The following is a 26,044-nucleotide window of genomic DNA, read 5'->3' as shown; positions in this document are numbered from 1 at the left end:
TACAGGCACTGTCCGATACCCGCTGTCCGGAAGAAACAACGGAATGTCACCCCGCATAATCCGGCTCTCCCCTATTAAACGGAGGGCGGCGAGCGTGCCACTTCCCCGGCGTGCCATAAGAACGCCATGATGCGCGCCTATATTTGATAAAGTAAAAAAATGATTAGCCAAATAATCATCCACGCCTATTTCAAGGCATATGGCTTTTTCCGGTTTTCTCTTCTTTTCGCCGCCATCGGTTGCGAAAGCATGTTTATACCGCCGGATCACGGAACCCCGCCAGGGTCCATCGGCAACTCCCGCCAGCCGAAGCCAGCAGAAACGGCATAACCTACCGGACGTTCGTCCGGCTATAGCCGCAGAATTCAGACCAGCCCGTCACCGGCACGCCAGGGTGGTTCACATTGCAGGTTCCGCGCATTAACAGCAATAAGGAAGACAGCAAATGTTCAACAATCAAGAACTGACAACAGAGATGCCCGGCTTGAGGAATTTTGCGCGACGCCTGACGCGGAACCCGCATGAAGCGGATGATTTGCTTCAATACACTCTTTTAAGGGCGATTGAAAAAAAGCATCTGTTTCAGGAAAGCACCGACCTTTTCAAATGGACATCGAAGATCATGTATAATCAGTTCGCGTCCGACTATCGCCGCAAGATCAAATATGAGACCAAATTTGATCCGGAATGCTGCCTTGAACATGGATCGATCAATGCGTCCCAGGAACGGCAGATCGAATTGAATGCCGTCAATGAGGCGATGCGCAAGCTCTCCCCCACCCATCAGGAAGTCCTGATCATGATCTGTATCCAGGGGATGAGCTATCAGGAAGTGGCCGACTGCCTGGGCATTGCCGTTGGCACTGTCCGTTCCCGGCTTTCCCGGGCCCGCGAACATTTACAGGAGCTGGTCGGGCCGACTGCCTAAAATCGGGCGCGGCGACCTGTGGTGTCATCCGGCATGAGGGGAGGGGGCAAGGCCCTGCCCCCCTGTGTCATGCCCCCTCTGTCATGCGGCGCGGCTTTGCGCCTCGACATATTTTTTGAAGTTGTCCAGGATTGCCTGCCAGCCGCTCCGCTGCATGTCGATCGAATTTTGATCCTCGGCATCGAAGACGGTCGTCACCCGGGTGCCGCCGCCGACGGGCTCGAACGTTGTGCGCGCCTTGCGACCATCGAGCATGGCGAGAGTAATCGCCCTGTCCTGATCCACTTCCTCATAGACCGCTTCGAAGTCAAAGCCGAAACTGCCGTCTTTGGCCTCCATCCGCGCCTTATAGAGGCCGCCCGTTTTCAGATCAACCTCGGCGCTGGGGCAACACCAGTCGTCAGAGGCAAAGTTCCACTGCGTGATGTCAGCGGCTGTTGTATAGGCTTTCCACGTCTCGCGGGCAGGCGCGGCAATTGTAACGTCAATTGTTATTTGCGGGCTGGGCATGTCAGTCTCCCTCATTTCCCATAGAAGTCAGCAGATGGGCAAGCTATTGGGTAATGTCCGGCTCTACCAGCTTCGCGAGTTTACGGAGCGATTCCTGCCAGCCGAGATAACAGGCCTCCTCCGGGATCACATCGGGTATTCCTTCCTGAACCACCGTCATCTCCGTGCCGACCGACACCGCCTTCAGAGTTACGGTCACCGTCATCTCGCCCGGCAGGTTCGGATCGTCAAACCTGTCCGTATAGACGAGCGTCTCGCCGGGGACGAGTTTCAGATAGGTGCCGCCGAAGGAATGGCTGTCCCCCGTCGTAAAATTGCGAAAAGACATACGGTGCCTGCCGCCTTCGACCCCTTCAAGCTCATGTACCGTGCAGATGAAGCCGAAGGGCGGCAGCCAGCTTGCCACGGCGTCGGGCTCAAGGAAGGCGCGATAGACCTTCTCCGGCTTGGCGGTCAAGACGCGGTGCAGGGTGACTTTCTTGGGCATGTTATTTCTCCTTCTTTTACGCTTTCGAACGAACTTCGACCAATGGGGCGAAGCCCCCATAGATCAGCCGCATGCCATCAAACGGCATCGGATTGGTTTCGGGGTTCATGCGCGGGTCGGCCTTTTCCGGATTTTCCATCCACTCGGTCATCGTCTTCATGGCCGCATCGCGGGTTGCCTTATCGGGCCATTCGACCCAGGAAAAGACGACCGTCTCATCGTCCTTGGCCTGCACGGCCTTGCGAAAATCCGTGACCTTGCCGTCCGGGACATCATCGCCCCAGCATTCCATGATGCGCGTTGCGCCCAGGTCAATGAAAACGCTGTCGCCCGTCTCGGCATGGGCGATGAACTTCTCTTTATTCGCGGTCGGTACAGCGATAACAAATCCGTCGATGTAACTCATCTCATTCCTCCTTCAGTTTTTCCGGACCGCCGCATCGAGCGCGGCAATATCTATCTTCTGCATCGTCATCATCGCATCGAAGGCGCGCTTGGCCTCCTGCCGGTCGGCGCTGGTCGTCAGTTCAAGAAGCCGTCGCGGCGTGATCTGCCAGGAATAGCCCCATCGGTCCTTGCACCAGCCGCAGTCACTCGGCCTGCCACCGTTGGTGATGATTGCCTCCCAATAACGGTCCGTCTCTTCCTGATTTTCGGTGATAATCATGAAGCTGACCGACTCGTTTGGCGTGAAAACCGGACCGCCATTCAGCCCGATAAACGGCCGCCCCAGCACGGTGAATTCGACGGTCAGTTCAACCCCTGCCTGGCCGCCCGGAAAATCGCCGGGCGCCGCATTCACCCGGCCCAGCTGGCTATCGGGAAAGGTCGCCGCATAAAATTCAGCCGCCTTGCGCGCTTCGCCATGGTCAAACCACAGGCATGTAGCAAGTTCCGTCATGTGATTTCTCCCTTAGTCTGGCGCCTTGGCGCCTGTGAAATTCAGCATCCAGGGCGTGCCATACCGGTCCGTGAACATGGCGAACCGCTCCGCCCAGAAGGTCTCCTCCGGCGCCATCTCGATCGATTGCGCCTCCTTGGCAAGGGCGGCATGGATGCGGTCAAACTCGGCGCGTGATGTCGGCGCGATGGAAATACGAAAACCTTGCGGCTTATCATACATATCTTCGCTATTGTCGGAGGCCATCACGGTGGCGCTGCCAAGCGTTATGGCCATATTCATGACCATATCGTCGCCGCCGGGCATGCGGCTTTCCGGGTCGGGGACGTCGCCGTTACGAAACACACCGCCGATCTCGCCGCCCAGAACTTCGGCATAATGCGTCATTGCCTCAAGACAATTGCCTTTAAAAAACAGATAGATCGTCGGTTCCATTTGTGATGTCTCCCTTGGTATTGAAATTTGTTTGTGAAAAATTGTGGCCGTTCGTCCTTGCTGTCTAGGGATGCAGATCCACGGCGGCCCGCAAGCTTCCGTCCATATGAAACGGCACGGAGGAATGATCATGCACAATGCGCCAGCGCCCGTTTGAGCGGGCAAAGATCATCGTCGTGCGAAACCAGAGATCAACTGCCTCCCCGTCCCGTTTCTGCCCGGTCATCCGGTTCAGGGCGGAGGTATAAGCAACGTCATCGGCAATATGCAGGTCGATATCCGTCGAATCGATGGTGATCGGCCCGCGCCAGGTCGCAAGCCATGCGGCGACGGTATCCCGATTTATTCCGCGTCGGCCGAGAGGCGGCGCCATGTCATAGATGACCGCCTCCTCCGCATAGCAGGCGGCGATGGCATCCGCGTCCTTTTCCATGTGAGCCTGGCCGAGACGCGCACAGAGCGCCAGGATGTCGTCCCGATCCGTCGTCATTTCCGATGCACTGGTCATGGATTTTCCTTCCGAAAAACGGGTCAATGCGTGGCTTGCGAAGCAGCGGGCCGCGCAAACAGGAGAGTGATATAGCGATGCAGGTGATCAACGCTGTCGGCGGCAACGGCGGCCCCACCCTTCGCCTTGGCGAGAATAAAGGCGCCCTGCAGCACCGCCTGGGTATGCAGCGCGAGGCTTTTCGCCGTCCAGTCCGCCGCAATTCCATAGAGCGCCATCGCCGCCGCGATATCATCCTCCAATGTTGCGGCATGTCCCGAGATACTCGCCTCGCAGGCGTCGCGGATCGCCGGATCGGTCGCGAATGTCTCCTGCACCATGGTCCCGACAAGGCAGGTGAATTCCTCGACCTCACCCTCCAGTAACGACTTGCGAAAGTCCACATAGGCAAGCACGCGATCAAGCGGATCGGCATGATCGTGATAGGGCGCGGCGGCGAACAGCTCGCTGGTCATCGCGGACCAGTAATTCGCCGCCCCCAGCGCCAGATCTTCCTTGCTTTTGAAATGATGGAAGAAACTGCCCTTGGTTACCCCTGCTGCCGCGCAGATATCCTCAATCCGCGTCGCCGAATACCCCTTGGCGCGGATCACCTGCAGCGCCGCCTCCAGCAGCTTCGTCTTAGATGGATGAGAAATATCCGTCATTGGCTCCATACCCACTAGTAGGTTTATATATACCGACTAGTGGGTATGTTGTCAAGCGCGACAATTTACGAGTACGGCATTGTCACATTGACGTTGCGGACTTGGCGGCGGGCAGACGAAACGGGCATTCAGCAATAATTACAGGCGTCATGTCCAATCCGGAGGGCGGCAGATCGGATGGAGCCCTTCTTGCCCATCAATCCACCTATTGACCGGAATTATTTCCAGCGATAGCAAAGGGCCAGCAGCAATTCCGGTCACGCAATGTTGTTGCAAAAGGTTGCAATGTCACGCGTTCTGTATGAAAGTCTTTGAAAAACTCTGGGGAGGGTAGGCGCAATGCGGCTGGTCGCATTCCTTGTTGATATCATCAGCCTGATCAATCTTTGGATTGGACGGGTGTTTTCCTGGCTATCGCTCGCAATTGTCGTCGTCTGCTTTACTGTGGTGGTGCAGCGCTACGTCTTTGCCATCAGCTATGTGTGGATGCAGGATCTCTATATCTGGCTGAATGGCGCGATGTTTACGGCGGTTGCCGGTTTCGCCCTGCTGCGGGACGATCATGTGCGTGTCGATATCTATTATCGCCCGGCCAGCGACCGCCGCAAGGCTCTGGTCGATCTGATCGGGGTTCTTGCATTTCTGCTGCCTTTTACAGCGGTGGTTTTCATCTATTCCCTGCCATTCGTCCAGCGCGCATGGTCCTATCACGAGGCATCGGCGAATGTCGGGGGCATGCCAGGGCTTTTCATTCTCAAGACCTTCATCATCGGCTTTGTCGCCATTCTGGCGCTGCAGGGGGTGGCAATGGCCCTGCGGTCGGTGCTGGTTCTTGGCGGGCGCTCTGACCTTGTGCCGCCGCGAATGCAATATCCCCCACAAACCGGGGCGGCTGTCGGGGTGAAAAGCTGATGGATGCAGTTTTAATCGGAGAAGTGCTTTCCGGCCTGATGTTCTTTGGCATCATCGGTTTCCTGCTGATGGGCTTTCCGGTCGCGTTCACGCTGGCCGGGGTCTCGCTGATGTTCGGGCTGGTCGGGTTGAGCTTTGGCGTTTTTGATCTTTCGAATTTCGGCGCCCTGCCAAACCGCTATATCGGTTTCATGACCAACGAGGTGCTGGTGGCGGTGCCGCTGTTCATCTTCATGGGGGTGATGCTGGAGCGATCCAATATTGCCGAACAGCTGCTGATGACCATGGGCAAGCTGTTTGGCAGCCTGCGCAGCGGCCTGGGCATTTCCGTCATCATTGTGGGGGCTCTGCTCGCCGCCTCGACCGGGGTTGTGGGCGCGACCGTCGTCACCATGGGGTTGATCTCGCTCCCGGCCATGTTGCGGGCGGGATACAACCCGAAACTGGCGACCGGCGTCATTTGCGCGAGCGGCACGCTGGGGCAGATCGTGCCGCCGTCAACAGTTCTGATCTTCATGGGCGACATGCTGTCGGGCATCAATGCCCAGGTGCAGATGACCAAGGGCAATTTCGCGCCCGTCCCCGTCTCGGTCGGCGATCTGTTCGCCGGAGCGCTTCTGCCCGGGCTCCTGCTGGTCGGGCTCTATCTCGCCTTCATGATTTTCAAGGCTTTTTCCGATCCCGAGTCATGCCCGGCGGTGGCGGTTCCGCCCGAAGAAAAGGGCAGCCTTCTGCGGGAGGTCTTGGTTGCGCTGGTGCCGCCTCTCGTGCTCATCCTGGTGGTTCTGGGCTCCATCCTTGGCGGGATTGCCACTCCGACTGAGGCGGCGTCTGTAGGCGCTGTCGGCGCAATGGTTCTTGCAGCCCTCAGATGGCGGCTATCGCTGAAGGTGCTGTATGAGACCGCCGTCGCCACCGCCACCATCACCAGCATGGTGTTCATCATCCTGCTCGGCGCGTCCGTGTTCTCGGTCGTGTTCCGCCTGATGGGCGGCGATAATCTCGTCCATGAATTTCTCAGCAACCTGCCCGGCGGTCCGCTGGCGGCGGTGGCGGTCGTAATGACAATCATGTTTGTCCTTGGCTTCATCCTGGACACTTTCGAAATCATCTTCATTGTCATCCCGATCACCGCGCCGATCCTTCTGGCGCTGGATATTGATCCGATCTGGCTGGGCGTGATTGTCGGCGTGAACCTGCAAACATCCTTCCTGACGCCGCCGTTCGGGTTTGCCCTGTTCTATCTGCGCGGCGTGGCCCCGCCGGATTTGCCGACCTCGGCAATCTACAAGGGCATTTTACCCTTTGTGGCGCTGCAAATCCTGGCGATAGCGACCCTCTTTATCTTTCCCGAAATCGTCACCTGGCTGCCGCAGGTGGTCGCGGGATAGCGCGGACCGGAGAGGAATTAACGGCGCGTCCTAACAAGAAAGGCCCGGTCAATGACCGGGCCTTTTCCGCATTATCACCAAGCCGGAGCTTAGATGTTAAAATACTTCTCACGCGCCTGAACGAAGGCGCCATCGGTGCCTTCGGACCGGGTCCGCAGGATGTTCAATGACTCAATAAAGCTGTCGGTGGTCTTCTTGACCAGCGGATCACTGGAATCACGCAGCCCGTTTATCACTTCCTTGGCAGCCTCCGCCCCGGCCTTGAGAATATCCTCGGGGAATTGATGCACTTTGACGCCATGGTCATCGACCAGCGTTTTCAGGGCACGCGGGTCATTGGCGTAGAAGTCCGAGGCGACCTGATCATATTCGGCCTGGGCCACATCCCTGATCAGCGCCTGAAGATCAGCAGGCAGATCAAGATACTTCTTCTTGTCGACCACCAGTTCGGTCGCAAGGCCCGGCTCGACAAAGCTGGGGAAGTAATAATTCTTGGCCACCTGATAGAAGCCAAGCGCCAGATCGTTGTAAGGCCCGACAAATTCCGCGGCATCCAGCGTGCCCGATTGCAGCGCCTGGAAAATCTCCCCGGCCGCCATATTGGTGACGGTGACGCCCAGCTTCTCCCAAACCCGGCCGCCGAGGCCCGGCGTGCGGAAGCGCAGGCCCTTGACGGAATCGACGCCGGTCAGCTCGTTCTTGAACCAGCCCCCCGCCTGAGTGCCGGTATCCCCGGACAGAAAGCCCTGAACGCCGAACTGGTCATAGATTTCATCCCAGATTTCCTGGCCGCCCATATAGCGGACCCAGGCGGTCAATTCGCGCGAGGTCATGCCAAACGGAACACCGGTAAAGAACGACAGCGCCGGTGACTTGTTCTGCCAGTAATAGGCCGCGCCATGGCTCATCTCGGCGGTACCGTCAATCACCGCATCAAGCGACTGCAACGGCGGAACAAGCTCGCCCGCGGAATAGACCTGTATGGTCAACCGTCCGCCTGACGCGGCGGTGATACGGTCGGCAAGACGCTGTGCCCCAACCCCCAGGCCCGGGAAATTCTTGGGCCAGGTGGTTACCATGCGCCAGGTGATATTACCCTGGGCGATCGCCGGTGTCGCAAAGCTGGCTGTGGCGGCACCAACGCCGAGAACCCCGGCCTTGGTAATGAATGAGCGTCGATCCATTATTGTCTCCCTTTTCTAGTTATATGATTTTGCTTGCTCAACCCGATCACGAGGTCGAGCTTCGCCATCTGATAAAACTCTACAAATATCTTTGGAAATTACCAGCCCAAAAGCTATGCGAAGCGAATGATTTCAATAGAGGGTGGGACGACATGAGAGCAGCCATGCCCGCATCATAGATTCCCTCGGCCCCGCCTTCGGCAGGGGATCGCGGACGCACAATATTCCCCCTCTCCGGCGTGTTTTAACATGATTTTACGGGAAACGGGCTTGAGATAAAAACCGCCATCGGCGTTATGACCGCGCATGGACGAGTTGATTATCGCGCACCCCCCGAAACATCTGTCGGCCGGTATACAGCCTCTCTGCGCCTATCTGCCGTCCGGCTCATGGACATGCGCATCTCCCAGCTGCAGCAGAGGCGCGGCGTCAATGTCCGAGGCATCCAGCATTGCCGCAACCCGTTGAAGAGACGCAATCAGCATTGTTTTCTCCCAGACCGCCAGGGGGTCGAATTTTTCAGCAAATCGCTGATGCAGGGCTTCCGGCGCCTGGGCCAGCGCCTCCCTGCCGACATTGGTCAGGCTGACGAAGACTTTACGTTTATCACTCGTCCCCTTTGTCCGGCACACATACCCCATCTTTTCGAGACGGCTCACGATCATCGTCACCGTGGCTTGGGCCATATGCACCTGCGCCGTAATTTCACCAACCGTCAATTCGGGCGACTCATCAAGAGCCTGCAAAACAATCAATTGCGATGTCTTCAGACCCGTCGCAATCCGCAAGGCTTTTCCATGCAGTTCCGTCGCCCGCAAAATCTTGCGAATGGCGACAAGCGCTTCATTGAGTTGCTCCATATCCGATATCCCGTGCTTGCCTTTGGCACTGTCCGCAAAAGATACATAGCTCAAAACTGCTGAATCATCCTTCATTAATGCGTCAAATAGAGAAATTTAAATCAAATATCAATGTATTTTTATTATCCTATGGTTGTAAAATCGGACAAAAACGTAAATTTCACACCATATGATAAAAATAAATTATTAAATTTTGGCGACTTGGTTGACATGCGCCGCCATTCTCGCTACGTCATACGCAAGAATATTATATCGGTAATTGATATATTTAATAACAAGGGAAATGCAGTAAAATGAGTGCAATGAAAGACAGTGATTTGAAAGTTACTCTGCGCCGGCCGACTCCGGAAGACGGAACGGCGATCAATGACCTTATCGAGCGGTGCAAGCCTCTTGATGAGAATTCGGTCTATTGTAACCTGTTGCAGTGCTCCCATTTCAGCGAAACCTGCTCCCTCGCGGAAATCAATGGCGACGTAGCGGGATTCGTATCCGGCTACAGGATCCCGGAAGACGAGGAAAGCCTGTTCATCTGGCAGGTTGCCGTCTCGCCCGATGCCAGGGGCCTTTCGCTTGGCAAGCGGATGATCTTTGACATCCTGCACCGTTCCTCCGCAAAAAAAGTTAAATATATCAAGACGACAATTACGCCGGATAACAAGGCATCCCACGGCGTCTTCAACTCCATAGCCCAGGAAATGGGCGCGCAGGTAAATCGCGATGTCCTGTTCGACGGAGAGGAGCATTTCGACGGCCAGCAGGACACGGAAATGCTGTGGAATATCGGCCCCTTCAAGCGGGCGGATATCATGTCAGCCCTCAGCAGCGCGGCATAAGGCCAGCGCCCCTCAAACATTCAGCCCCTGAAGCGGACATCATCCGAAAAGCGGACCCCGCTGTCATGGCTTATGAAACGGCTGCTTTTTTAACCCAACAACAAAGTGAGGTTGTTATCTCTATTTTTGAAAGACGTGAATCACAGGTTCAAAGCTACGCAAGGTCCTTCCCTGTCGTATTTGACAAGGCGCAGGGCGCCACCCTCACGGACGAGGACGGAAAAGAGTATATCGACTTCCTCGCCGGGGCAGGCAGCCTGAACTATGGCCATAATGACCCGGACATGCGGGATGCGCTGGTTGCATATCTCGGCTCTGGCGGTATCACCCATGGCCTTGATATGCACACCCGGGCGAAGGCAGCCTTCCTGAACGCCTTCGAGACACATATCCTTGAACCCCGCAACATGGATTATGTGTTGCAATTTACCGGCCCGACCGGCGCAAATGCCGTTGAGGCGGCGCTGAAGCTGGCCCGTAAAAAAACCGGGCGCAGCAATATCATCAGCTTCACCAACGGCTTCCACGGGGTGACGCTCGGCGCCCTCGCGACCACGGGCAATGAACACCATCGCGGCGCCGCGGGCGTGGATATGCCGGGCAGCAGCATCATGCCCTATGACGGCTATCTCGGCCAGGATATGGACAGCACGGAATATCTCGATCGCGTGCTGGGCGATCCGTCCAGCGGTGTCGATCTTCCGGCGGCTGTTATTGTCGAATGTGTGCAGGGCGAAGGCGGACTGACCGCGGCCCGCATGGAATGGCTGCAAAATCTGGAAAAAACATGCCGCAAGCATGATGTCCTGCTGATCGTCGATGATATTCAGGCGGGCTGCGGACGGACAGGTACCTTCTTCAGCTTCGAACCGGCCGGCATCAAACCGGATATGGTCACCCTGTCGAAATCGCTTTCCGGCTTTGGCCTGCCCTTTGCCGTCACGCTCATCAACCGCGCGCTGGATATCTGGGAGCCGGGCGAACATAACGGCACGTTTCGCGGCAATAATCATGCGTTCGTGACCGCCACGGTCGCCATTGAAAAATTCTGGAAAGATGACCGCTTTGCAGAGGGCGTCAAGGATAAGGGCGACAAGCTGCGGAAAGGCTTTGAGGCAATCCAGAAAAACTACCCCGAACAGGTTGTCGAGCTGCGCGGCCGCGGCATGATGCGCGGGATTGTCGTTGACTCCGGCGATCTTGCGGGGCGTATTGTCGAAGAATCCTTCAAGCGCGGCCTTGTCATCGAGACGTCCGGCGCACATGGCGAAGTTGTCAAATGCCTTGCCTCCCTCACCATTACGGATGAGGAGTTGTCCCGCGGGCTGGACATCCTCAAACAAGCGTTTGCCGCCGCAATTAACGCAGGAAATTCGGATCTGATCGCCGCCGAATAGACAGCCGCACGATAACAGACAGACATTCAGGAGACTAATATGATCGTTCGCACGCTTAAAGAGTGTGAAAACTCAAACCGCACCGTAAAAACAGATACCTGGCAAAGCGTCCGCCTTTCCCTGGCAGACGACGGCATGGGGTTTTCCTTCCATATCACGACAATCTACGCCGGAACGGAAACGCCGATCTGGTACAAAAACCATTTCGAGACGGTTTACTGCATTTCCGGCAATGGCGAAGTGGAAACCGTCAGCGATGGCAAGGTCTACAAGATAGAGCCCGGCACCGTCTATATTCTGAACAAGAATGACCAGCACCTCCTGCGCGGCGGGACCGAGGATATGCAGCTCGCCTGCGCCTTTAATCCCCCCTTAAATGGCCGCGAGGTCCATGATGCGGACGGTGCCTATAAATTGAACGATGAAGCGCTACAAAACGCGTGACAACGCGGAAACGGAACCAATGACCAGTAACAGTAAAACAAGCCAAACCCGGACAACAGAGAAGGCTGCACAGAGTGGCGGCTCGCATACCGTTCATAAAATTGGCGGCACCTCGATGTCAAATATCGAGGTGGTGTTCGATAATATCCTGATCGGCAACAGAAAAGGGGATGCGCTTTATAACCGGATTTTCGTTGTTTCCGCCTATGGCGGCATCACGGACATGCTGCTGGAAAACAAGAAAACGGGCGAACCGGGCGTTTATGCGCTTTATGCCGGGTCGGAAAATGACTGGGCGTGGGGAGATGCCCTGTCCAGGGTGCAAAGCCATATGCTGGCGCTTAACGCCGATGCTTTTGATGACGAGGCGGATCGCAAGCTCGCGGACCGCTTCGTGCAGGAGCGGGTTGAGGGCGTGCGGAGCTGCCTGATCGATCTGCAGCGGATCTGCGGCTATGGGCATTTCAAGCTCAAGGAGCATCTGATGACGGTGCGGGAAATGATCAGCGGCATCGGGGAAGCCCACAGCGCCCATAACACAATGCTGCTGCTGCGCCGTCGGGGTGTAAATGCCGAGTTTGTTGATCTTTCTGGCTGGCGAGAAAGCGAAAGCATGAGCCTTGAAGATCGCATCCACGATGCCTTTGCCGATATTAATGTCGAGACCGTGATGCCCATCGTCACCGGTTACACCCAGGCCGCAGACGGCCTGATGGGATTGTACGGACGCGGATATTCAGAAGTGACATTCTCCGCAATCGCCTGCGCCACCGGAGCGAAAGAGGCCGTGATACACAAGGAATTCCACCTCTCCAGCGCGGATCCCCGGATTGTCGGCGCCGACAAGGTGCAACCCATCGGCCGGACCAACTATGATGTCGCCGACCAGCTTTCCAACATGGGTATGGAAGCAATTCACCCGCGCGCTGCAAAAGGCCTGCGCCAGCAGGGCATCCCGCTCCGGATCGTGAATACGTTCGAGCCGAACCATCCCGGCACCGTTATTGACGAGAGCTGGACACCGGACGAGGCGCGCATCGAAATTATTACCGGTCTTGAAAACGCCTTTGAAGTCGAGGTGTTTGATCAGGATATGGTCGGCATCCCCGGCTCTGGAGAAATCGCCCTGACCGCGTTCCGGCGCTTCAAGGTACCGCTGGTGAGCTGGAGCATGAACGCCAATACGATGACCTTCTATGTTTCTGCGCCGATGAAGCAGCTCCGCCGCGTGATAGAGAATATCCAGAAGCACCAGCCCGGCGCGGAGATTCAAACCCGGAAAGTCGATATTGTCTCGGCAATCGGCGCCAACCTGCGGGCAAAGAACATCCTTGGCGATGCCATTTCAGCAATTGAAAGCTCCGATCTCGAACTTCTTGCCACGCATGTTTCCGGGCGCGGTGTCGATATCCAGCTTGCCTTTGCGGACGGCAGCTATGCGGAGGCCGTCGAACTTCTGCACAAGGCGCTTATCGAGGATACGGGCTATGACCTGCCCGACGCCAAAAAATCCGCCGCCTGAACAAGCGTGTGGACTCAAATCAGAAACGCGCGCTTGCCCCGCGTCGCCAGACGACCGGGAACAGGTCGCTATCCAGCGGCGCCCCCGGCGGGATCATGGGGTCGCGCAGCATCTTCTGTAGATTTGGGCGCGGATTGTAGGTGACATCATCGCCGGTCCAGCGCTGGATATAGGCGCGGCGGCGCACATTGGCGAGCCGGTTCGGTTGTGCGCCATGCAGGGTCAGAGCATGATGGAGGGTGCAATCACCTGGCTCCAGCTCAAAGGAAACAATATCATATTTCCCGCGATTGTTCTCAATATCCGGAACCTCCGGTAGTTCCTCCTCATATTTCTGGCCAGGATCGAAACTGATGGCGAGAAATTTCTGCCCCCAGCGGTGAGACCCGCGTAAATATTCCACCGCACCACTCTCAAACGTCACAGGATCGAGTGCCAGCCACAGGGTGGCGACCTGATCCCCGGCCACCGGCCAGTATGTGTAATCCTGATGCCAGGGTGTCGGGGTCGAGGTATCCGGCTCCTTCACCAGAATCTGATCGAACAATAAATTGACTTTGTCGGCCTTGAGAACAGAGGCAGCGATCTCTGGCGCAGGGGAGTTGAAAACCGCATCCCTGAACCCTTCGATATGATGACAGACAAAGGTGTCACCAAAGAAAAAGCCTGTTGCGCCTTCCGCGTCAATGCTCTTGACCATGCCAGACGGAGCCGCAATATCCTCCTCGATCAGATCGCGGAGCCGCTCCACCCAGTCACTATTGAAAAAGCCGCGCAGACAGACAACGCCATCTTTCTGAAAGGTGGCTATTTCTTCCGGTGTAACACTCCGCGTCATTTTCTTGTTCATGTTGTCCTCACTGTGGCCCAGATTTCGCGTTTTCTTCATATAGGATACAACATCGGTGAAAACATGGTCGCTGCTGCTCCTTCGCCTCGGCATGAAGCGAATGGACTTAAAATTCTGCGGCTATGATCTGCGCGCAGGCGGCGGAAGAACCCATTCGAAGAAGAGCTGGCGTAATCATAACTATCCAAGATTTCGCTCAGTTTTCCTCGCGCAGTTCAACGCGCCTGATCTTACCGGAGATTGTCTTCGGCAATGTCGTAACAAATTCGATTTTCCTCGGGTATTTATAGGGTGCTGTCAGATTCTTGCAAAAATCCTGAATTTCGGCCACAAGCGCATCACTCGCCATTTTTGGATCTTTAAGAATTATATAGGCCTTGACCAGCTGCCCCCTGGTTTCATCGGGCATTCCGATGACGGCGCTTTCGACAACTTCGGGATGCTCAAGGAGGGCGCTTTCGACTTCAAAGGGGCTGATACGGTATCCGCCCGAACTGATAAGATCGTCGGCCCGGCCTTCAAACCAGAAATACCCGTCCGCGTCCCGTTTCGCCGTGTCGCCGGTGTAATACCAGCCATTGCGGAAAGCGGACATATCCGGCTCTGCCCCCGTAAAGTACCCCGTGAATAATCCGGGAGGCCATGCCGCCGTTCCGGTTTTAACAGCTATATGCCCGACTTCATTATCGGGCATGCGGTTGCCATCCTCATCAACAATATCAATGGTGAAACCCGGAACCGGCATGCCCATTGATCCATAGCGGACTTCAACACCCGGATAATTACCGACGATATTTATCGTCTCAGTCTGACCATAACCATCGGCGATGACATTGCCGGTATGCTTTTCCCAATATCTGATAACCTCCGGATTGAGCGGCTCTCCCGCGCCCAGAGACCGGCGGAGCGAGGAAAAATCATAGCCGTCGAGATTTTGCTGCGCGAAAAGCCGGTAAACTGTCGGCGGCGCGCAAAAAGTCGACACGCCAAGCTTCTCGAGAAGTTTGAGATGGAAAATCGGATCAAACGCCCCTTCTCCATCATATAAAACAACCTTCGCCCCGGCGAGCAGTGGTGGAAACAGAAGGCCCCATGCTGCCTTCGCCCATCCCGTATCCGTCAATGTCCAATGGACATCGCCTTCGCGCAGGTCCATCCAGAACAGCGCCGTTGCAGCATGAGCCAGAGCATAACCAAAATCCCGTGGTACCATTTTGGGCAGCGATGTCGTGCCCGAGGTAAAATAGGCCATCATCATGTCGGTGGACTGGATATTGCCCGCATCACCGCGATCAAGCACCGGAGAAGCATTTTCCAGCAGGTCTCCCAGCGAAAGCCAGCCCGGGTAGGTTCCGTCCACCACGATACAATGTTCGATCGTCGGACACTGGTCGCGGACCTCCTCAAATTTAGCGCAATGTTCCGAGGTGACGACCAGGAACCGTGCTTTAGAGGCCTGTATCCGGTAGGCGATATCCTTCGCCGTCAGAAGATTGGTGCCCGGCATCGACACAGCGCCGATTTTCATACAGGCGAACAAGACAGTGTACCAGGACGGTACGCGCCCGATAATGACACAGCCAAAATCTCCTTTCGCAATGCCGAGCGCACGGAGGGCATTCGCCAGCCGGTTGGAATTTTCGGAAAATTTCGAATACTGCTGCTCTTCGATTTCGGATCCACCGCGCGAAACAGCAATCACGGCAACATCGTCTCTCTCTGCCGCACGCCGGTCGATAACATCGAAGGCAAAATTGAAGTTGTCCGGAATTTGCAGGGTGTATTCCGATTTGGCGGTTTGATAATCGCGATTCTGCTGCTGTAAATCCATCCCGTTGTCCCCTCCCAATAGCCAATTTAGGGTCTCGGCTGATTCTGTCTAGTCACTTTGGCCCAGTATTTTCAACATTTCATCCCGCATAACAAACTTCTGGAGCTTTCCGGTGACTGTCAGAGGCAGTTCCGACACCACCCTGACGTATCTGGGGATCTTATAATGAGCAATCTGGTTTTGACAGTATGCTTTTATCATGCCCTCCGTTAGCTCGGCCCATCTCGCGGGATGATCCAGGCGCAGACTTCCTCGCCGAACCTGTCGTCCGGAATTAAAAGCCGATGTATTACCAACCATCTTAAATGCGTGGGTCACATATTCCGCGAGGGGGCGTCAGAGCCCGGAACTTTCTGCACCTTAATTGGCAATGTTGAAACCAGTAAGAGATCAAATTATTTCCGCGCCTCCTTGTATTTTTCCGGACCCGCCGCATTAAATTCTGGACTTTGCAGTAATACCGCCCCCGATATTGCGTTTGAAAATGCTCCCCGATAAACATGCAGGCTTTCAGCTAGTGAGATCATTCATCCGCCCAGCCGCTTCAGTTCGCAAAATGATCTGTCATCGAAAATCTGGCCTACGTTCTCACCCAAGCCCACCGCAGTGTTCATCAGAAACTGAAAAAGCAGCTACGCCTTTCAGGTATGCAGGTTGAACACTGGCGTAAGCTGAATACCCATGCCGTAAAGGTTTATGATGAGTTTGCGTCAAATATCGGCTCAAAAAAACTTCGGCACCTAATACCAGCATCGCCTGCTCTCGTCACCGAAATGGCAGGTGTGAGTTTTCACAGCGATTGTTTAGACTATGGCCCGTTTCTTCCGGATCTCACAGCGAACATCGACCCAAATCTATTCCACCATTAGCGAGCTGTTTCAGGGCAAATATCTATGCTACATTCACGAAGAAAACTTTCAACATTGCCAAGAGTAAAGTGCAAATCTGATCGCTAGGCAGTTGATCTCAGATGAGGTTTAAAATATCGGAATGGGTTCTTTTGTGTCATACTCGGAAGCTAGTAGTCGAGAAAGTGACAAACAAGCAGTTTTCTTTTGATAAAGTCGGCCAAACACATGACCGCAACCACTTCGATTACGGTTGTTTCAATTTATCTCTTGCAAAATTGGAGCCGTTCATACATGACAAAGCCTGCCTGCTTGATATCCGCGTCTCATAGATATTCCTTACTCAGAAATATCCGAGCACCTTCGTCGCCCGAAATCTCAGAGCAAAATCATTTACCATCTTCTGTCGAATGACGCCAGAACACAAAGAATTTAAGCAACAGGTATAGAACGCCGCCAACCATAACGATGGCGAATGCCTGAACTATCTGATGGGGAAAGCCCAGCCTGTCTGAAAATAGATACAGCATCGATAAATTGAGCCAATAACAGAGAAAATAGGAAGAAAAAAACCGGCCGATTGCCCATATGTGCTTTCCCTGATGCGCAAAAGAATATTTTGCATGACTGAAATAAGCGACCAGAACCCCAATAGGGTAAAGAATTGTAACTGCGACTTTTGGGTCCAGCCAAAAATAGGTGAGCAGCAGATAGATAACGTAGCCCAGCAAGTTGTTGAGCACACCTACGATTCCAAAACGAATGATTTGATAGATGTCTGAAAATTTTACCATTAAAGACTTTACGCGTATTTCAAATCAATGTGCCGAGTTTTTGCCTGTCGACCTTGCCATTTGCATTTTTCGGCAGATCGGTTCTGACAATTATTACACTCGGTATCATATAATCCGGCAGGAGATCGCCCAGCTTTTCTTTTAAATCTTTCTCATCAATTTCCGTCGCACTTGCAATAAAGCCAACCAGCTTGCCATAAGCGGCATTCGTTCTTTGATAGATCACAGCCGATTGGTTGACGCCGGGAAGCTTCGCCAATGCATGCTCGATCTCCTCCAGCTCAATACGGTATCCCATGTGCTTGATCTGGTTATCTTTACGCCCATTGAAATAGAGTATTCCGTCAGACTCCCGGACAATGTCCCCGGTACGGTACATTTGCTTCATGAAAAACCGGGGAATGGCCAAAGTAAAAAATGAAGACGTCGTCCGCTGTAGATCATTGAAGTAACCAGCCGCCACATTAGGGCCGATCAGACAAAGTTCTCCAACCTTAGCATCCTCGTCCTGGTCATCCAGAATGCGATAGTCAAAATTTTGATTGAGTTGCCCGAGCGGTGGCAGTCCCTCCAGATCTGTGAAGTCATGACTGCTGATATCATAGGCACTGCAGATGCAGGTGCATTCCGTCGGGCCGTAAACATTGACCAAAATTGCTTGCGTGTGAAACAAGTCAAACAGCTTTTTTAATTCAGACTTTGGATAACCTTCACCACCAAAAATAATACGCCGCAAGCGGGGCAGTGCTTTTGGGGTCATCGCTTTCATTGCCATAAGATAAATCAGCATTGACGGAACAGAAAACCAGATCGTGCATTGCATGTTTCCGACATGCGCGACCAGATCATAAGGGCTGGTTAGCAATTTGCGTGAAACCGGAGTGAGCGACGCCCCGGAAAACAGGCCGACATAAAAATCGAATACCGAATTATCGAAATACATCGGGCTGATATTGGCGAAATTATCCTGATTGCCAATCTGGAAACGCGCAATACCCCATGAGATAAAATGCAGGACGTTTTGATGCGTAACCGCAACCCCTTTCGGCTCGCCCGTAGACCCAGAAGTGAACATCACATAGGCGATGGTCGCGCCATCCACCTTTTGCATCAGGTTATGCTGTAACTCCCGATCAGCAGACGCTACTTCCGGGAGAGCTTCAAAATCCAGAGATAATATTTTACAATGACTACTTTGTGCCAGCTCTTCCATAGCCGGAAAATATTCAGGATCGTCGTAGAAAATATGCTTCGCACCGCTAAGCTTTACTATGCGTAAATTTCTCGACAAGGGCGAGGCAACATCCAGATTTACATACACAACACCCAATCGCAACGCAGCCAGCATCAACGCATATGAAAGAGGGCTTTTACTGCCGCCGATAGCAATAACATCGCCTCGTTGCAGATTATTGGCCAGCAACCGCGTCGCAAGGCTTTCGACCCAGCCCAACAAGTCGGCATAGCTATATTGCTTGTCCGGATACCGCAAAGCAATGCAGGCGCCGTGCGTCTTTGCGGCAGTTGAGAACGACAAGCCTAAATTATAAAAATACTCTGTCATAATCCACGTCCATTGTGTGGCGGCCATTGTTGCACGGCAAAAGTCTGTACATATAGAAAACGCAGACGCAATCTATATCATTTGTTAATTGTGAAAAAATTATATGGCGGATTTCGAGGCATGAACCCTACCGCCGCGGCGAGAGCCACTGACCCCTCATTATTTGTAAAGCAATCCCAAAGCGGACAAATGCCGGCTTCGTGGCAATTTTCTATAAACCCTGTCACCGCATGACGCGCCAACCCCAGTTTTCTGTATTCCGGCAATGTGACAACATCAATCTCGGCATATCCATCCGCCGTTGCCGCAGAATAGCATAGTGACGCGAATTTATTTTGATAGGTTATCAAATAGGGATTTGCTTTCTCCAGGAAATCATCCGGGTTTCTCCAAAATCGCGTGACGACGTGAAAAGTGTTTTCAATGTCATCGAGATCGTCTTTTGTCAGTTTACGCCCCTTGATATCAGCCGGGATGTTGCTGCAGGAACGTTCCCGCTGTTTCGAAAACCGGTCTGGATCGAGGTAGAACCGCTGTCTCTCGGAAAGAGCGACGCTTTTTGTTTCCGTTAGAAACGATCCGGACGGCGGTGGGGAATACAGCCGGACTTTTTCGGTACGGAACTGTTTTTCTCGCAACAGCCAAGACGTCCAACTTTCCAGAAATCCGTTTAATTTCGATGAGTTGCCAAATATCTGGGAAAAGCCGAAGGCATGTTCAACATAAGCCATAGAGGGCGAATTCACGTGATCGACAAAAACAGCGCCCTCTTGCTCATCCAGCAAGACCGCGACAATAAGGGGAAAGAAATAGTCAAGATCTTTGTATAATTCATATACAAGGCCGTAGTCTTTTTTTTCAAGCCGCCGCATCGTCAAATCGTAATCCCGCCATTTACCTCCAGGATTGTGCCATTGATGAAATCATTGCTTATGACACTGACAACTGCCTGTGCAACTTCTTTGGCTTCCCCCAAACGCCGAACTGGTGTGTTTGCTACGATATGGTTGATTGTCGTTTCGGTAAGGGCGGAATTGGTCGATCCGGTATTGATGAATCCCGGCGCGATTGCGTTACATCTGATCCCCATTCTCCCGAGTTCCTTCGACCAAGTAACCGTCATGGCATTAACGCCGCTCTTTGCTGCCGAATAGGCAGTTTGCCCTTCATTTCCGCGCGCGCTAATTGAGCTGATATTAACGATACAGCCCTTCGTCCGGCCTTTGATCATATGCTCAACGACAGCTCCGGTCATGAGGAAGACTGAGTCCAGATTGACGGCGATTGAGTTACGAAAACGCGTATAGTCATGGATCATGCCTTCTGGGTTCATAATGTTTACCAGAGGCTCATTAAATATGACCCCTGCATTATTGACCAGAATGTCAATACGGCCGTGTTTCTTAACAATATCATTTACGACTTTAGTAACGTTATCGGGACAGGTTACATCAAGCACGTGATGATCAAATTCTCCCCCAAGCCCGGACAGCGCATCTTCATCAAGATCGCCAACGACAACATGCGCACCCTGCTCACTCAAAAACGTCGCGATTGCCAACCCAAGTCCATTGGCGCCGCCGGTCACTAACGCGACTGCCCCCTTAATCTCCAAGATCGACGCCCTTCCGTTTCAGTACTTCCGCAATTTTTGCGACGGACACCAGCTGAATAATATCCTCAACCTGGAGAGTTACGCCATATTGCCGCTCAAGAGATATTACAAGGTCCATTTGCTTTAACGAATCCCAGCTTCCCACATTTTCTTTCGTGAGTTCAGGTACGATCTGATCCGGTTGCAAGTTAAATACTTCAGCTAGAACTGAAACCAACTTCTCATTCATTTTAAATTCCAAAAAATTTCACATATTCTTCAGAGGTGAAACGAAGTTCCTCCCCTGATCGCGACAAATGCACCGAGGAAGGTTTAGTATCCTTTGTGATTAAAACCCCGCCGCCAATAACACAATATTCACCAACAGTCTTGCCATTTACGATTGTTGCATTAACGCCAATAAAGCAATTGTCCTTGATATGGGCCTTCCCGGAAATAACTGCGCCGGACGCGATCCAGCAATTCTCTGCAACGCTACAATGATGGGCGAGTGTCGTATTACTCCAGATCATTGTGTTTGCGCCTATTCGAACATGCGGCTCAATCACCGCGGAAGGGAGGATAACGCATCCCTCTCCCAATGGATGATCGGAATAAATATTTGCATCTGGGTGTACATAGGTTTCAATGCTGTACCCCGTTTTCTTCAGACGCTGAAACATGGATTGTCTTGTTTTGTTTAAATCATCATATCCCATGGCCATGATGATGACGCAATCCCGCGGACTATGTGTATCTTTTAATTTGGACAAGGTAATGCTCGACTCAAATCCAGTTACGCTCCCCCGCTCCACATAATCATCATCCACAGCAAGTCCTATGACTTCGTACCGGTCATCATGAGCGAGATAGCTGTTCAGAATATCCGCGGTTGTGGCATTTCCAGCTAAAATGACTTTTTTCATTTTTGATCCTCTATCACAGCATAGCCAAAACCCGTACTTCCATAGCCATTACCGTTATAAAGCATATACTTTTGACCTTGGTGCAAGAACACGGAAGGATAGCAAATCATTTCGGAATCCCACCCCTCACTGGACACATCGATACCTGCGATCGCATCATTCCTTTCCCAGTTTAGGCCATCCTTCGACGACGCGAAACCAATGCGATACGTGTCAATATCCTTAGTCGCGCGATGGGCAAACCACATATGAAATAAATTATCCCAATAAACCACACTGGGCCGTCCAAACGCATATTCATATTCATCGGCAAATGGTATGCACATCTCGGTTTCACATATCCAGTCAACCCCGTCACCGGATTCCGCATGATGAAAGCCATAGCGATGGCTCCATCCTTCTGAGGTTTTCTTCCAGTGAATACCAGAATTAAACCACGCGTGCCAACGCCCTCCACTATCGATATGAAACGCGGTAGCTGCGGCGAATAGCGGATTAGTTTTATCCCTACCCAAGACAGGGCCCAGATATTCCTTTTTTGCCTCCAGCTTTTCAATATCTACAATTGCTCTGCCAGTATCGCAAATCCAAAGCCCTTCAGGCAGATTTTGCCATCCAACAAAATAAAGGTAACAGACCCCACTATGCGCCACAAAGCACCCGCTAATGACGCCATCACAATCGAAGTATCCGGGATCCCCAGGTGCCAGAACCAGTTTTGGCTGCCCCATAAGTCTGATTTCTCCGTCCGATACAACCGCATCCGACAGGAAAATATGAGATCGTCTTTCTACATCACGACAGGTGAATGCCACGACAAAGTCATTGCCTTTTTTGTGGATGATGCATGGATGGGACCCATGAGAAAAGCCGGATATGGGCGGTTCAAACAAAAGACCTTTTTTCTTCCAGTTGAATTTATCCGTTATCATCTTTTCTTTCCAGGCCGTCCCGCAAAATCGCTTCAAGAAACGACACCCTATCTATTCCCCGCTTTTTTGCTTCCGCATACAGCGCCGCCTTGAGATCGGGGTCCACCCCTTCCAATTGTCCAAAATATCGGGTGCGGATCGACCCGCCACGGGTGCCGACATGGGGAACATCAATGTTTAGGGGTAGAGGCTCTTTCGCCGCAGTATAATCAATGATGTAAAAACAATAGCTTGGATCCCAGGATAAATTCAGATGTCTTGCCGTCGTCGGGATATGTTCAAGCGGCGCCGAGAAATTCAACAATGGATTGTTATTTATGATCATACGCCCATAATCTGTATCTTTTAGCCAGGGAGCAAGCCCCTCATCGCCAAACACGACCCTGCCGCCGTCTTTGACAACCCGGTCCATTTCTGAAATTCCTGCCGCAACATCAGAAAATAAATTCAACCCCCCAAAATGGAAAACAGCATCAAAATAGCCATCATGAAATGGCAGGTTTGTTGCGTCACTGATTGAAAATTCGATGTTGTATTCTGCCAAACCATAAATGTCAGCCGATCGCTCAACGGCTGACAGCAACATCTCACCGGCATAATCCTGGGCAAAAATAATGCCGTTCTTCCCGACTTTCCCCGCGAGATACGGCAAATCATTTCCTCCCCCGACACCGGTTATCAGGACCTTTTGCCCTGCCACCAACCGTAATCTGGACAAGAGGTTTTCCCTGAGCTCTTCTTCACTGGTACTGTATGTGTTGAAGACCCATCTCAAGGCGTTTTCGTGAATTTCCGCCGCATTAGAAATTGTATATTCATTGGCATCGCTGTTTTCGCTGTCGAATAACGGAATGGTGGTGCCCTCTACAAATTCGAATGTATGTGCGTTTGAACACCGCAACCCGACACCCGCTTCAATTGATAACTCGCTTTTACAGACCGGGCAGCGATATGGCATGCTTTTCATACTGATACGTCTCATTTCTTTTGGCAAACGATCCAAAATAACTTTTCACGCCGACCGTAATAATCATTGTTCGCATGTCCAAATGAAAAATTGCCAAAATACTGTGAAAAATATTCTTCGATATCCTTTTCTGCTGAAAAGCCGTGGAGCCGATATCCATTCCGGTTTCCATAGGGGTCTCCGGCTATTCGCATCGAGCCATCACCCATCTCTTCGGCATTCCGGAAAATATATGATGTTTTGTCTGCAACGGAGGCTATCAGCACGCCGCCAGGCTTCATAACACGTTGATATTCATTGAGGTTATCGAGCAGAGTTTCTCCCTCATCACAATAGTAGCAGCAGTGACAGGCGAGGATATAGTCGAAGGTTTCATTCTCGAAAGGGATATTGCTGTTTCGCCCGACCCGCAACTCAGGCGCGTACCCCAGCGATTTCAATCGGGCCCCTGTCTGTTCAATGATGCCACGGGATATTTCAATTCCAGATACATCCAGCCCTAAATCACACAGAAAAGCAGTATTTCGTCCATCGCCAAAAGCCATATCCAGAATTGAATTTCCGGCCTGCGGTTTTTGGTAGTTCAGACCAGGGTAATCGGCCAGCAATGTCCGCACAACAAACTCTGTCGGATAAACTTTTGTATGCTTTCTATCGCCATAAAATTTGGTGTATCTCTCGTCAATCTCTGCCGTGTTTTCCATAAAGGCCCCTGACAATCACATTCGGACGTTCTTTAGTTTCAATAAAAATCTTTGATAAATAGATTCCAATTATTCCTATAAACGAGATTATGATCCCCCCCAACAGCCAAATTGATGCCATGACAGATGTCCACCCATCGAGGGGTGTCATAAACAGCAGTCGATTGAGAACAATAAACACCACATAGGCCATTGATAATAAGAAAATAATCAGCCCCGTAAAGAAAATGAAAATCAAGGGCCTGCTGCTAAACGACGTAATAACGTTCACCGCATGAGATAACTTATGAACCAAACTATAGGTCGTCGGGCTGCTGGACTTTTTTGTCACCAATCGCGGTTTTTGATCAAACCCCGTTAACACCCACAAACCGGAAATAACAATTGCCCGTTCTTTATAGGTCAACAAAGCGTCTACATATCGCCGGGTCATAAGTCTGACCGTCGTGATATTTGTTGGATGATCAATATCTATCAGGAGTTTGAAAACCCTGTAATATAAATTCCCGGACCATCTCTCAAACCATCCGCCCTTGCGTTGGCTCTGTATGCCATAGACAACATCGCAGTTTTCCTCCGCCATTTGTATTGAAAAAGCCCTGAGCCAATCAGGATCTTCTTCCAGATCACTATCAATCAGAAAAACATAGTCACCTTTGGAGTGCGCAAGTCCGGCCATCATTGCCTTGTGGTGACCAAAATTACGCGACAGATCGACAATACAGACATGATCATCCCTGTCAGCAATCTCGATAGCAAGTTCCAGGCTGTCGTCAGGCGAACCGTCATTTACCAGCACTATTTCGTAATCCTGACCTACCAATTCCTTAGCCGCCTTGCTGATGCGTTCATGAAACTCCGCAATATGAGCAGCCGATTTATACAAGGTCGATACAATTGATAGTTTCATAGGCGTATGTATTTCGTATATTTTGGAGAGCCCATACTACAATGTCCACCATCATAATAAATAAGCTTGTATTGGTTTGAACAGAGTGAGGTTTTCGCTCATCATGTTGCTGATATTATGCGATGGCATTGTGGGATTGCAAGCGTTGCGATTTGAAGATGCTCGTTCATCTTTGTTTGATGGTTTTTCATATAAAATGGGGCAACTTTTGTACTATCCACCAGCAACAATCCCGAAGGTGCTGTCAGACTAATGCGACGTCGTCTCTGTATGGCGTAAAATTGCGTAGCGGCGCCCGTATTATACCGCACTAAGTTGCTGCCACTCGACCAATGCAGCATTTCTCTGAAGCTTGAATTCTCCTCGGCTGGTTAGGTGGCGTTCATGGTTGAAGTGGTTATGGATTGATGAGTGGATTGAGACAAATTTCTGCAAGCTTTGCAAGCGCCTGAATTGCAGCATTGCGTATTCTCGTCGTCGAAACGGCAGATGAGAGTTTTCACAGCGATTATTCTTCCACCGACCTAACTCTTGAACTTCGGCATTTCCGATGGATTTCATAGCGGCACGGTAAGAACGTAATCTGTCCGTTACAATCACATGAGGTTTTCCATACCGTTTCATAAGTTTCTTGAGGAAAACAATTGCTGCCTTGCGATCGCGGCGCTTGGAAACATAGGCTTCCAGCACTTCGCCCTCGTGGTCGACGGCACGCCACAAATAGTGTGTTTCACCATTGATCTTCACAAAGACCTCATCAAGGTGCCATTTCCAGTTTGAATAATTGTGAGACGGATGGATCCGCTTCTTACGGATTTCATTTGCGAACATTAAGCCAAATTTGTTCCACCAATAACGCACAGTCTCATGGCAAATATCGATACCCCGTTCATGAAGAAGGTCTTCAACATTGCGAAGGGAAAGCGGAAATCGGACATACATCATCACGGCTAGGCGGATGATCTCAGGTGAGGTTTTGAAATACCGGAAAGGATTATGTTCTGTCATTCACGCAGAGTAAAAAACGATAGATTGGGCGACAAGCTATTTTCTTCTGACAGTGCCCCCAAATCACCACACCGTAACCGGCATAAGGCAACAAGTTCAGCCAATGCCAAAACGCCATCAGCGACCCCAACCAAACTTGAGCAGATGATCGCCC

General features: G+C 52.2%; 29 protein-coding genes and 1 pseudogene. 7 read left to right on the top strand and 23 right to left on the bottom strand.

The window, feature by feature from the left end; all coding sequences use genetic code 11:
- The first annotated feature begins 445 nt into the window (after positions 1-445).
- On the top strand, positions 446-928 hold the full coding sequence (locus tag CMN55_RS06400; protein WP_293948717.1) for an RNA polymerase sigma factor: 483 nt from the start codon (positions 446-448) through the stop codon (positions 926-928).
- A gap of 81 nt (positions 929-1,009) precedes the next feature.
- On the opposite strand, the gene CMN55_RS06395 is transcribed toward CMN55_RS06400, so the two are convergent.
- From CMN55_RS06395 to CMN55_RS06365, 7 genes are all read right to left on the bottom strand, one after another.
- Positions 1,010-1,438 (bottom strand): SRPBCC family protein, encoded by a 429-nt coding sequence (locus tag CMN55_RS06395; RefSeq protein ID WP_293948716.1) that lies wholly within the window; start codon positions 1,436-1,438, stop codon positions 1,010-1,012.
- A gap of 43 nt (positions 1,439-1,481) precedes the next feature.
- Positions 1,482-1,925 carry an SRPBCC family protein gene (locus tag CMN55_RS06390; protein ID WP_293948715.1) on the bottom strand — a complete coding sequence of 148 codons (444 nt, stop codon included), beginning with the start codon at positions 1,923-1,925 and terminating at the stop codon, positions 1,482-1,484.
- 16 nt (positions 1,926-1,941) lie between these two features.
- Positions 1,942-2,331, bottom strand: a complete 390-nt coding sequence (locus tag CMN55_RS06385; protein WP_293948714.1) for a DUF1428 domain-containing protein — start codon at positions 2,329-2,331, stop codon at positions 1,942-1,944.
- A 12-nt stretch (positions 2,332-2,343) separates the two neighbouring features.
- Positions 2,344-2,826 (bottom strand): VOC family protein, encoded by a 483-nt coding sequence (locus CMN55_RS06380; protein ID WP_293948713.1) that lies wholly within the window; start codon positions 2,824-2,826, stop codon positions 2,344-2,346.
- Positions 2,827-2,838: 12 nt separating this feature from the next.
- Positions 2,839-3,261: a VOC family protein gene (locus CMN55_RS06375; RefSeq protein ID WP_293948712.1), complete on the bottom strand. Its 423-nt coding sequence runs from the start codon at positions 3,259-3,261 to the stop codon at positions 2,839-2,841.
- A gap of 64 nt (positions 3,262-3,325) precedes the next feature.
- Complete coding sequence (locus CMN55_RS06370) at positions 3,326-3,769, bottom strand: YybH family protein (RefSeq protein WP_293948711.1); 444 nt, start codon at positions 3,767-3,769, stop codon at positions 3,326-3,328.
- Between the two features lie 23 nt (positions 3,770-3,792).
- Entirely contained in the window at positions 3,793-4,416 is a 624-nt protein-coding gene (locus tag CMN55_RS06365) for a TetR/AcrR family transcriptional regulator (protein WP_293948710.1), read from the bottom strand.
- Positions 4,417-4,755: 339 nt separating this feature from the next.
- Between CMN55_RS06365 and CMN55_RS06360 the strand changes: the two genes are divergently transcribed.
- Positions 4,756-5,328 (top strand): TRAP transporter small permease subunit, encoded by a 573-nt coding sequence (locus tag CMN55_RS06360; RefSeq protein WP_293948709.1) that lies wholly within the window; start codon positions 4,756-4,758, stop codon positions 5,326-5,328.
- Entirely contained in the window at positions 5,328-6,719 is a 1,392-nt protein-coding gene (locus tag CMN55_RS06355) for a TRAP transporter large permease (RefSeq protein WP_293948708.1), read from the top strand. The genes CMN55_RS06360 and CMN55_RS06355 overlap by 1 nt, the downstream gene beginning before the upstream one ends.
- 89 nt (positions 6,720-6,808) lie before the next feature.
- On the opposite strand, the gene CMN55_RS06350 is transcribed toward CMN55_RS06355, so the two are convergent.
- Positions 6,809-7,903: a TRAP transporter substrate-binding protein gene (locus CMN55_RS06350; RefSeq protein ID WP_293948707.1), complete on the bottom strand. Its 1,095-nt coding sequence runs from the start codon at positions 7,901-7,903 to the stop codon at positions 6,809-6,811.
- A gap of 371 nt (positions 7,904-8,274) precedes the next feature.
- Complete coding sequence (locus tag CMN55_RS06345; protein WP_293948706.1) at positions 8,275-8,817, bottom strand: MarR family winged helix-turn-helix transcriptional regulator; 543 nt, start codon at positions 8,815-8,817, stop codon at positions 8,275-8,277.
- A 239-nt stretch (positions 8,818-9,056) separates the two neighbouring features.
- Here CMN55_RS06345 and ectA point away from each other — a divergent pair, with 239 nt between their 5' ends.
- From ectA to CMN55_RS06325, 4 genes are all read left to right on the top strand, one after another.
- Positions 9,057-9,599 carry a diaminobutyrate acetyltransferase gene (ectA, locus tag CMN55_RS06340; RefSeq protein WP_293948705.1) on the top strand — a complete coding sequence of 181 codons (543 nt, stop codon included), beginning with the start codon at positions 9,057-9,059 and terminating at the stop codon, positions 9,597-9,599.
- A gap of 116 nt (positions 9,600-9,715) precedes the next feature.
- Positions 9,716-10,996 carry a diaminobutyrate--2-oxoglutarate transaminase gene (ectB, locus tag CMN55_RS06335; protein ID WP_366931982.1) on the top strand — a complete coding sequence of 427 codons (1,281 nt, stop codon included), beginning with the start codon at positions 9,716-9,718 and terminating at the stop codon, positions 10,994-10,996.
- A 39-nt stretch (positions 10,997-11,035) separates the two neighbouring features.
- Entirely contained in the window at positions 11,036-11,440 is a 405-nt protein-coding gene (locus CMN55_RS06330; RefSeq protein ID WP_293948703.1) for an ectoine synthase, read from the top strand.
- A 19-nt stretch (positions 11,441-11,459) separates the two neighbouring features.
- A complete protein-coding gene (locus CMN55_RS06325; RefSeq protein ID WP_293948702.1) occupies positions 11,460-12,962 on the top strand; it encodes an aspartate kinase in 1,503 nt (500 codons plus the stop codon).
- Positions 12,963-12,981: 19 nt separating this feature from the next.
- Here the strand turns inward: CMN55_RS06325 and CMN55_RS06320 are convergent, their stop codons facing one another.
- From CMN55_RS06320 to CMN55_RS06260, 14 genes and pseudogenes are all read right to left on the bottom strand, one after another.
- Positions 12,982-13,812 (bottom strand): phytanoyl-CoA dioxygenase family protein, encoded by an 831-nt coding sequence (locus tag CMN55_RS06320; RefSeq protein WP_293948701.1) that lies wholly within the window; start codon positions 13,810-13,812, stop codon positions 12,982-12,984.
- Between the two features lie 196 nt (positions 13,813-14,008).
- Entirely contained in the window at positions 14,009-15,643 is a 1,635-nt protein-coding gene (locus CMN55_RS06315) for an acyl-CoA synthetase (protein ID WP_293948700.1), read from the bottom strand.
- 48 nt (positions 15,644-15,691) lie between these two features.
- Positions 15,692-15,918 (bottom strand): annotated as a pseudogene (locus CMN55_RS17090) (AMP-binding enzyme); the annotation flags it as partial.
- Between the two features lie 962 nt (positions 15,919-16,880).
- The gene (locus tag CMN55_RS06310; protein ID WP_293948699.1) at positions 16,881-17,285 is read right to left on the bottom strand and encodes a GtrA family protein; all 405 of its coding nucleotides are present in this window, start codon (positions 17,283-17,285) and stop codon (positions 16,881-16,883) included.
- Positions 17,286-17,304: 19 nt separating this feature from the next.
- Positions 17,305-18,849, bottom strand: coding sequence for an AMP-binding protein (locus CMN55_RS06305; RefSeq protein WP_293948698.1), 1,545 nt, complete (start codon positions 18,847-18,849; stop codon positions 17,305-17,307).
- Between the two features lie 77 nt (positions 18,850-18,926).
- Positions 18,927-19,721 carry a GNAT family N-acetyltransferase gene (locus CMN55_RS06300; RefSeq protein ID WP_293948697.1) on the bottom strand — a complete coding sequence of 265 codons (795 nt, stop codon included), beginning with the start codon at positions 19,719-19,721 and terminating at the stop codon, positions 18,927-18,929.
- Positions 19,722-19,723: 2 nt separating this feature from the next.
- Complete coding sequence (locus CMN55_RS06295) at positions 19,724-20,464, bottom strand: SDR family NAD(P)-dependent oxidoreductase (RefSeq protein WP_293948696.1); 741 nt, start codon at positions 20,462-20,464, stop codon at positions 19,724-19,726.
- The gene (locus CMN55_RS06290) at positions 20,454-20,693 is read right to left on the bottom strand and encodes an acyl carrier protein (protein ID WP_293948695.1); all 240 of its coding nucleotides are present in this window, start codon (positions 20,691-20,693) and stop codon (positions 20,454-20,456) included. The genes CMN55_RS06295 and CMN55_RS06290 overlap by 11 nt, the downstream gene beginning before the upstream one ends.
- Position 20,694: 1 nt before the next feature.
- Positions 20,695-21,369, bottom strand: a complete 675-nt coding sequence (locus tag CMN55_RS06285) for an acetyltransferase (protein WP_293948694.1) — start codon at positions 21,367-21,369, stop codon at positions 20,695-20,697.
- Positions 21,366-22,301 (bottom strand): glycoside hydrolase family protein, encoded by a 936-nt coding sequence (locus tag CMN55_RS06280; protein WP_293948693.1) that lies wholly within the window; start codon positions 22,299-22,301, stop codon positions 21,366-21,368. Before CMN55_RS06280 ends, CMN55_RS06285 begins: the two co-directional genes overlap by 4 nt.
- Positions 22,288-23,268: a methyltransferase domain-containing protein gene (locus tag CMN55_RS06275; protein ID WP_293948692.1), complete on the bottom strand. Its 981-nt coding sequence runs from the start codon at positions 23,266-23,268 to the stop codon at positions 22,288-22,290. The genes CMN55_RS06280 and CMN55_RS06275 overlap by 14 nt, the downstream gene beginning before the upstream one ends.
- An 11-nt stretch (positions 23,269-23,279) precedes the next feature.
- Positions 23,280-23,972 (bottom strand): class I SAM-dependent methyltransferase, encoded by a 693-nt coding sequence (locus tag CMN55_RS06270; RefSeq protein WP_293948691.1) that lies wholly within the window; start codon positions 23,970-23,972, stop codon positions 23,280-23,282.
- Positions 23,950-24,882, bottom strand: coding sequence for a glycosyltransferase family 2 protein (locus CMN55_RS06265; RefSeq protein WP_293948690.1), 933 nt, complete (start codon positions 24,880-24,882; stop codon positions 23,950-23,952). The genes CMN55_RS06270 and CMN55_RS06265 overlap by 23 nt, the downstream gene beginning before the upstream one ends.
- 300 nt (positions 24,883-25,182) lie before the next feature.
- Complete coding sequence (locus CMN55_RS06260) at positions 25,183-25,890, bottom strand: IS6 family transposase (RefSeq protein ID WP_293948689.1); 708 nt, start codon at positions 25,888-25,890, stop codon at positions 25,183-25,185.
- Positions 25,891-26,044 lie beyond the last annotated feature (154 nt).

Origin of the sequence: Sneathiella sp., from assembly GCF_002694385.1 — a bacterium.
Lineage (GTDB): Bacteria > Pseudomonadota > Alphaproteobacteria > Sneathiellales > Sneathiellaceae > Sneathiella.
Note: the sequence above shows the minus strand (reverse complement) of the source record. Positions and strands in the feature narration are given on the sequence as shown.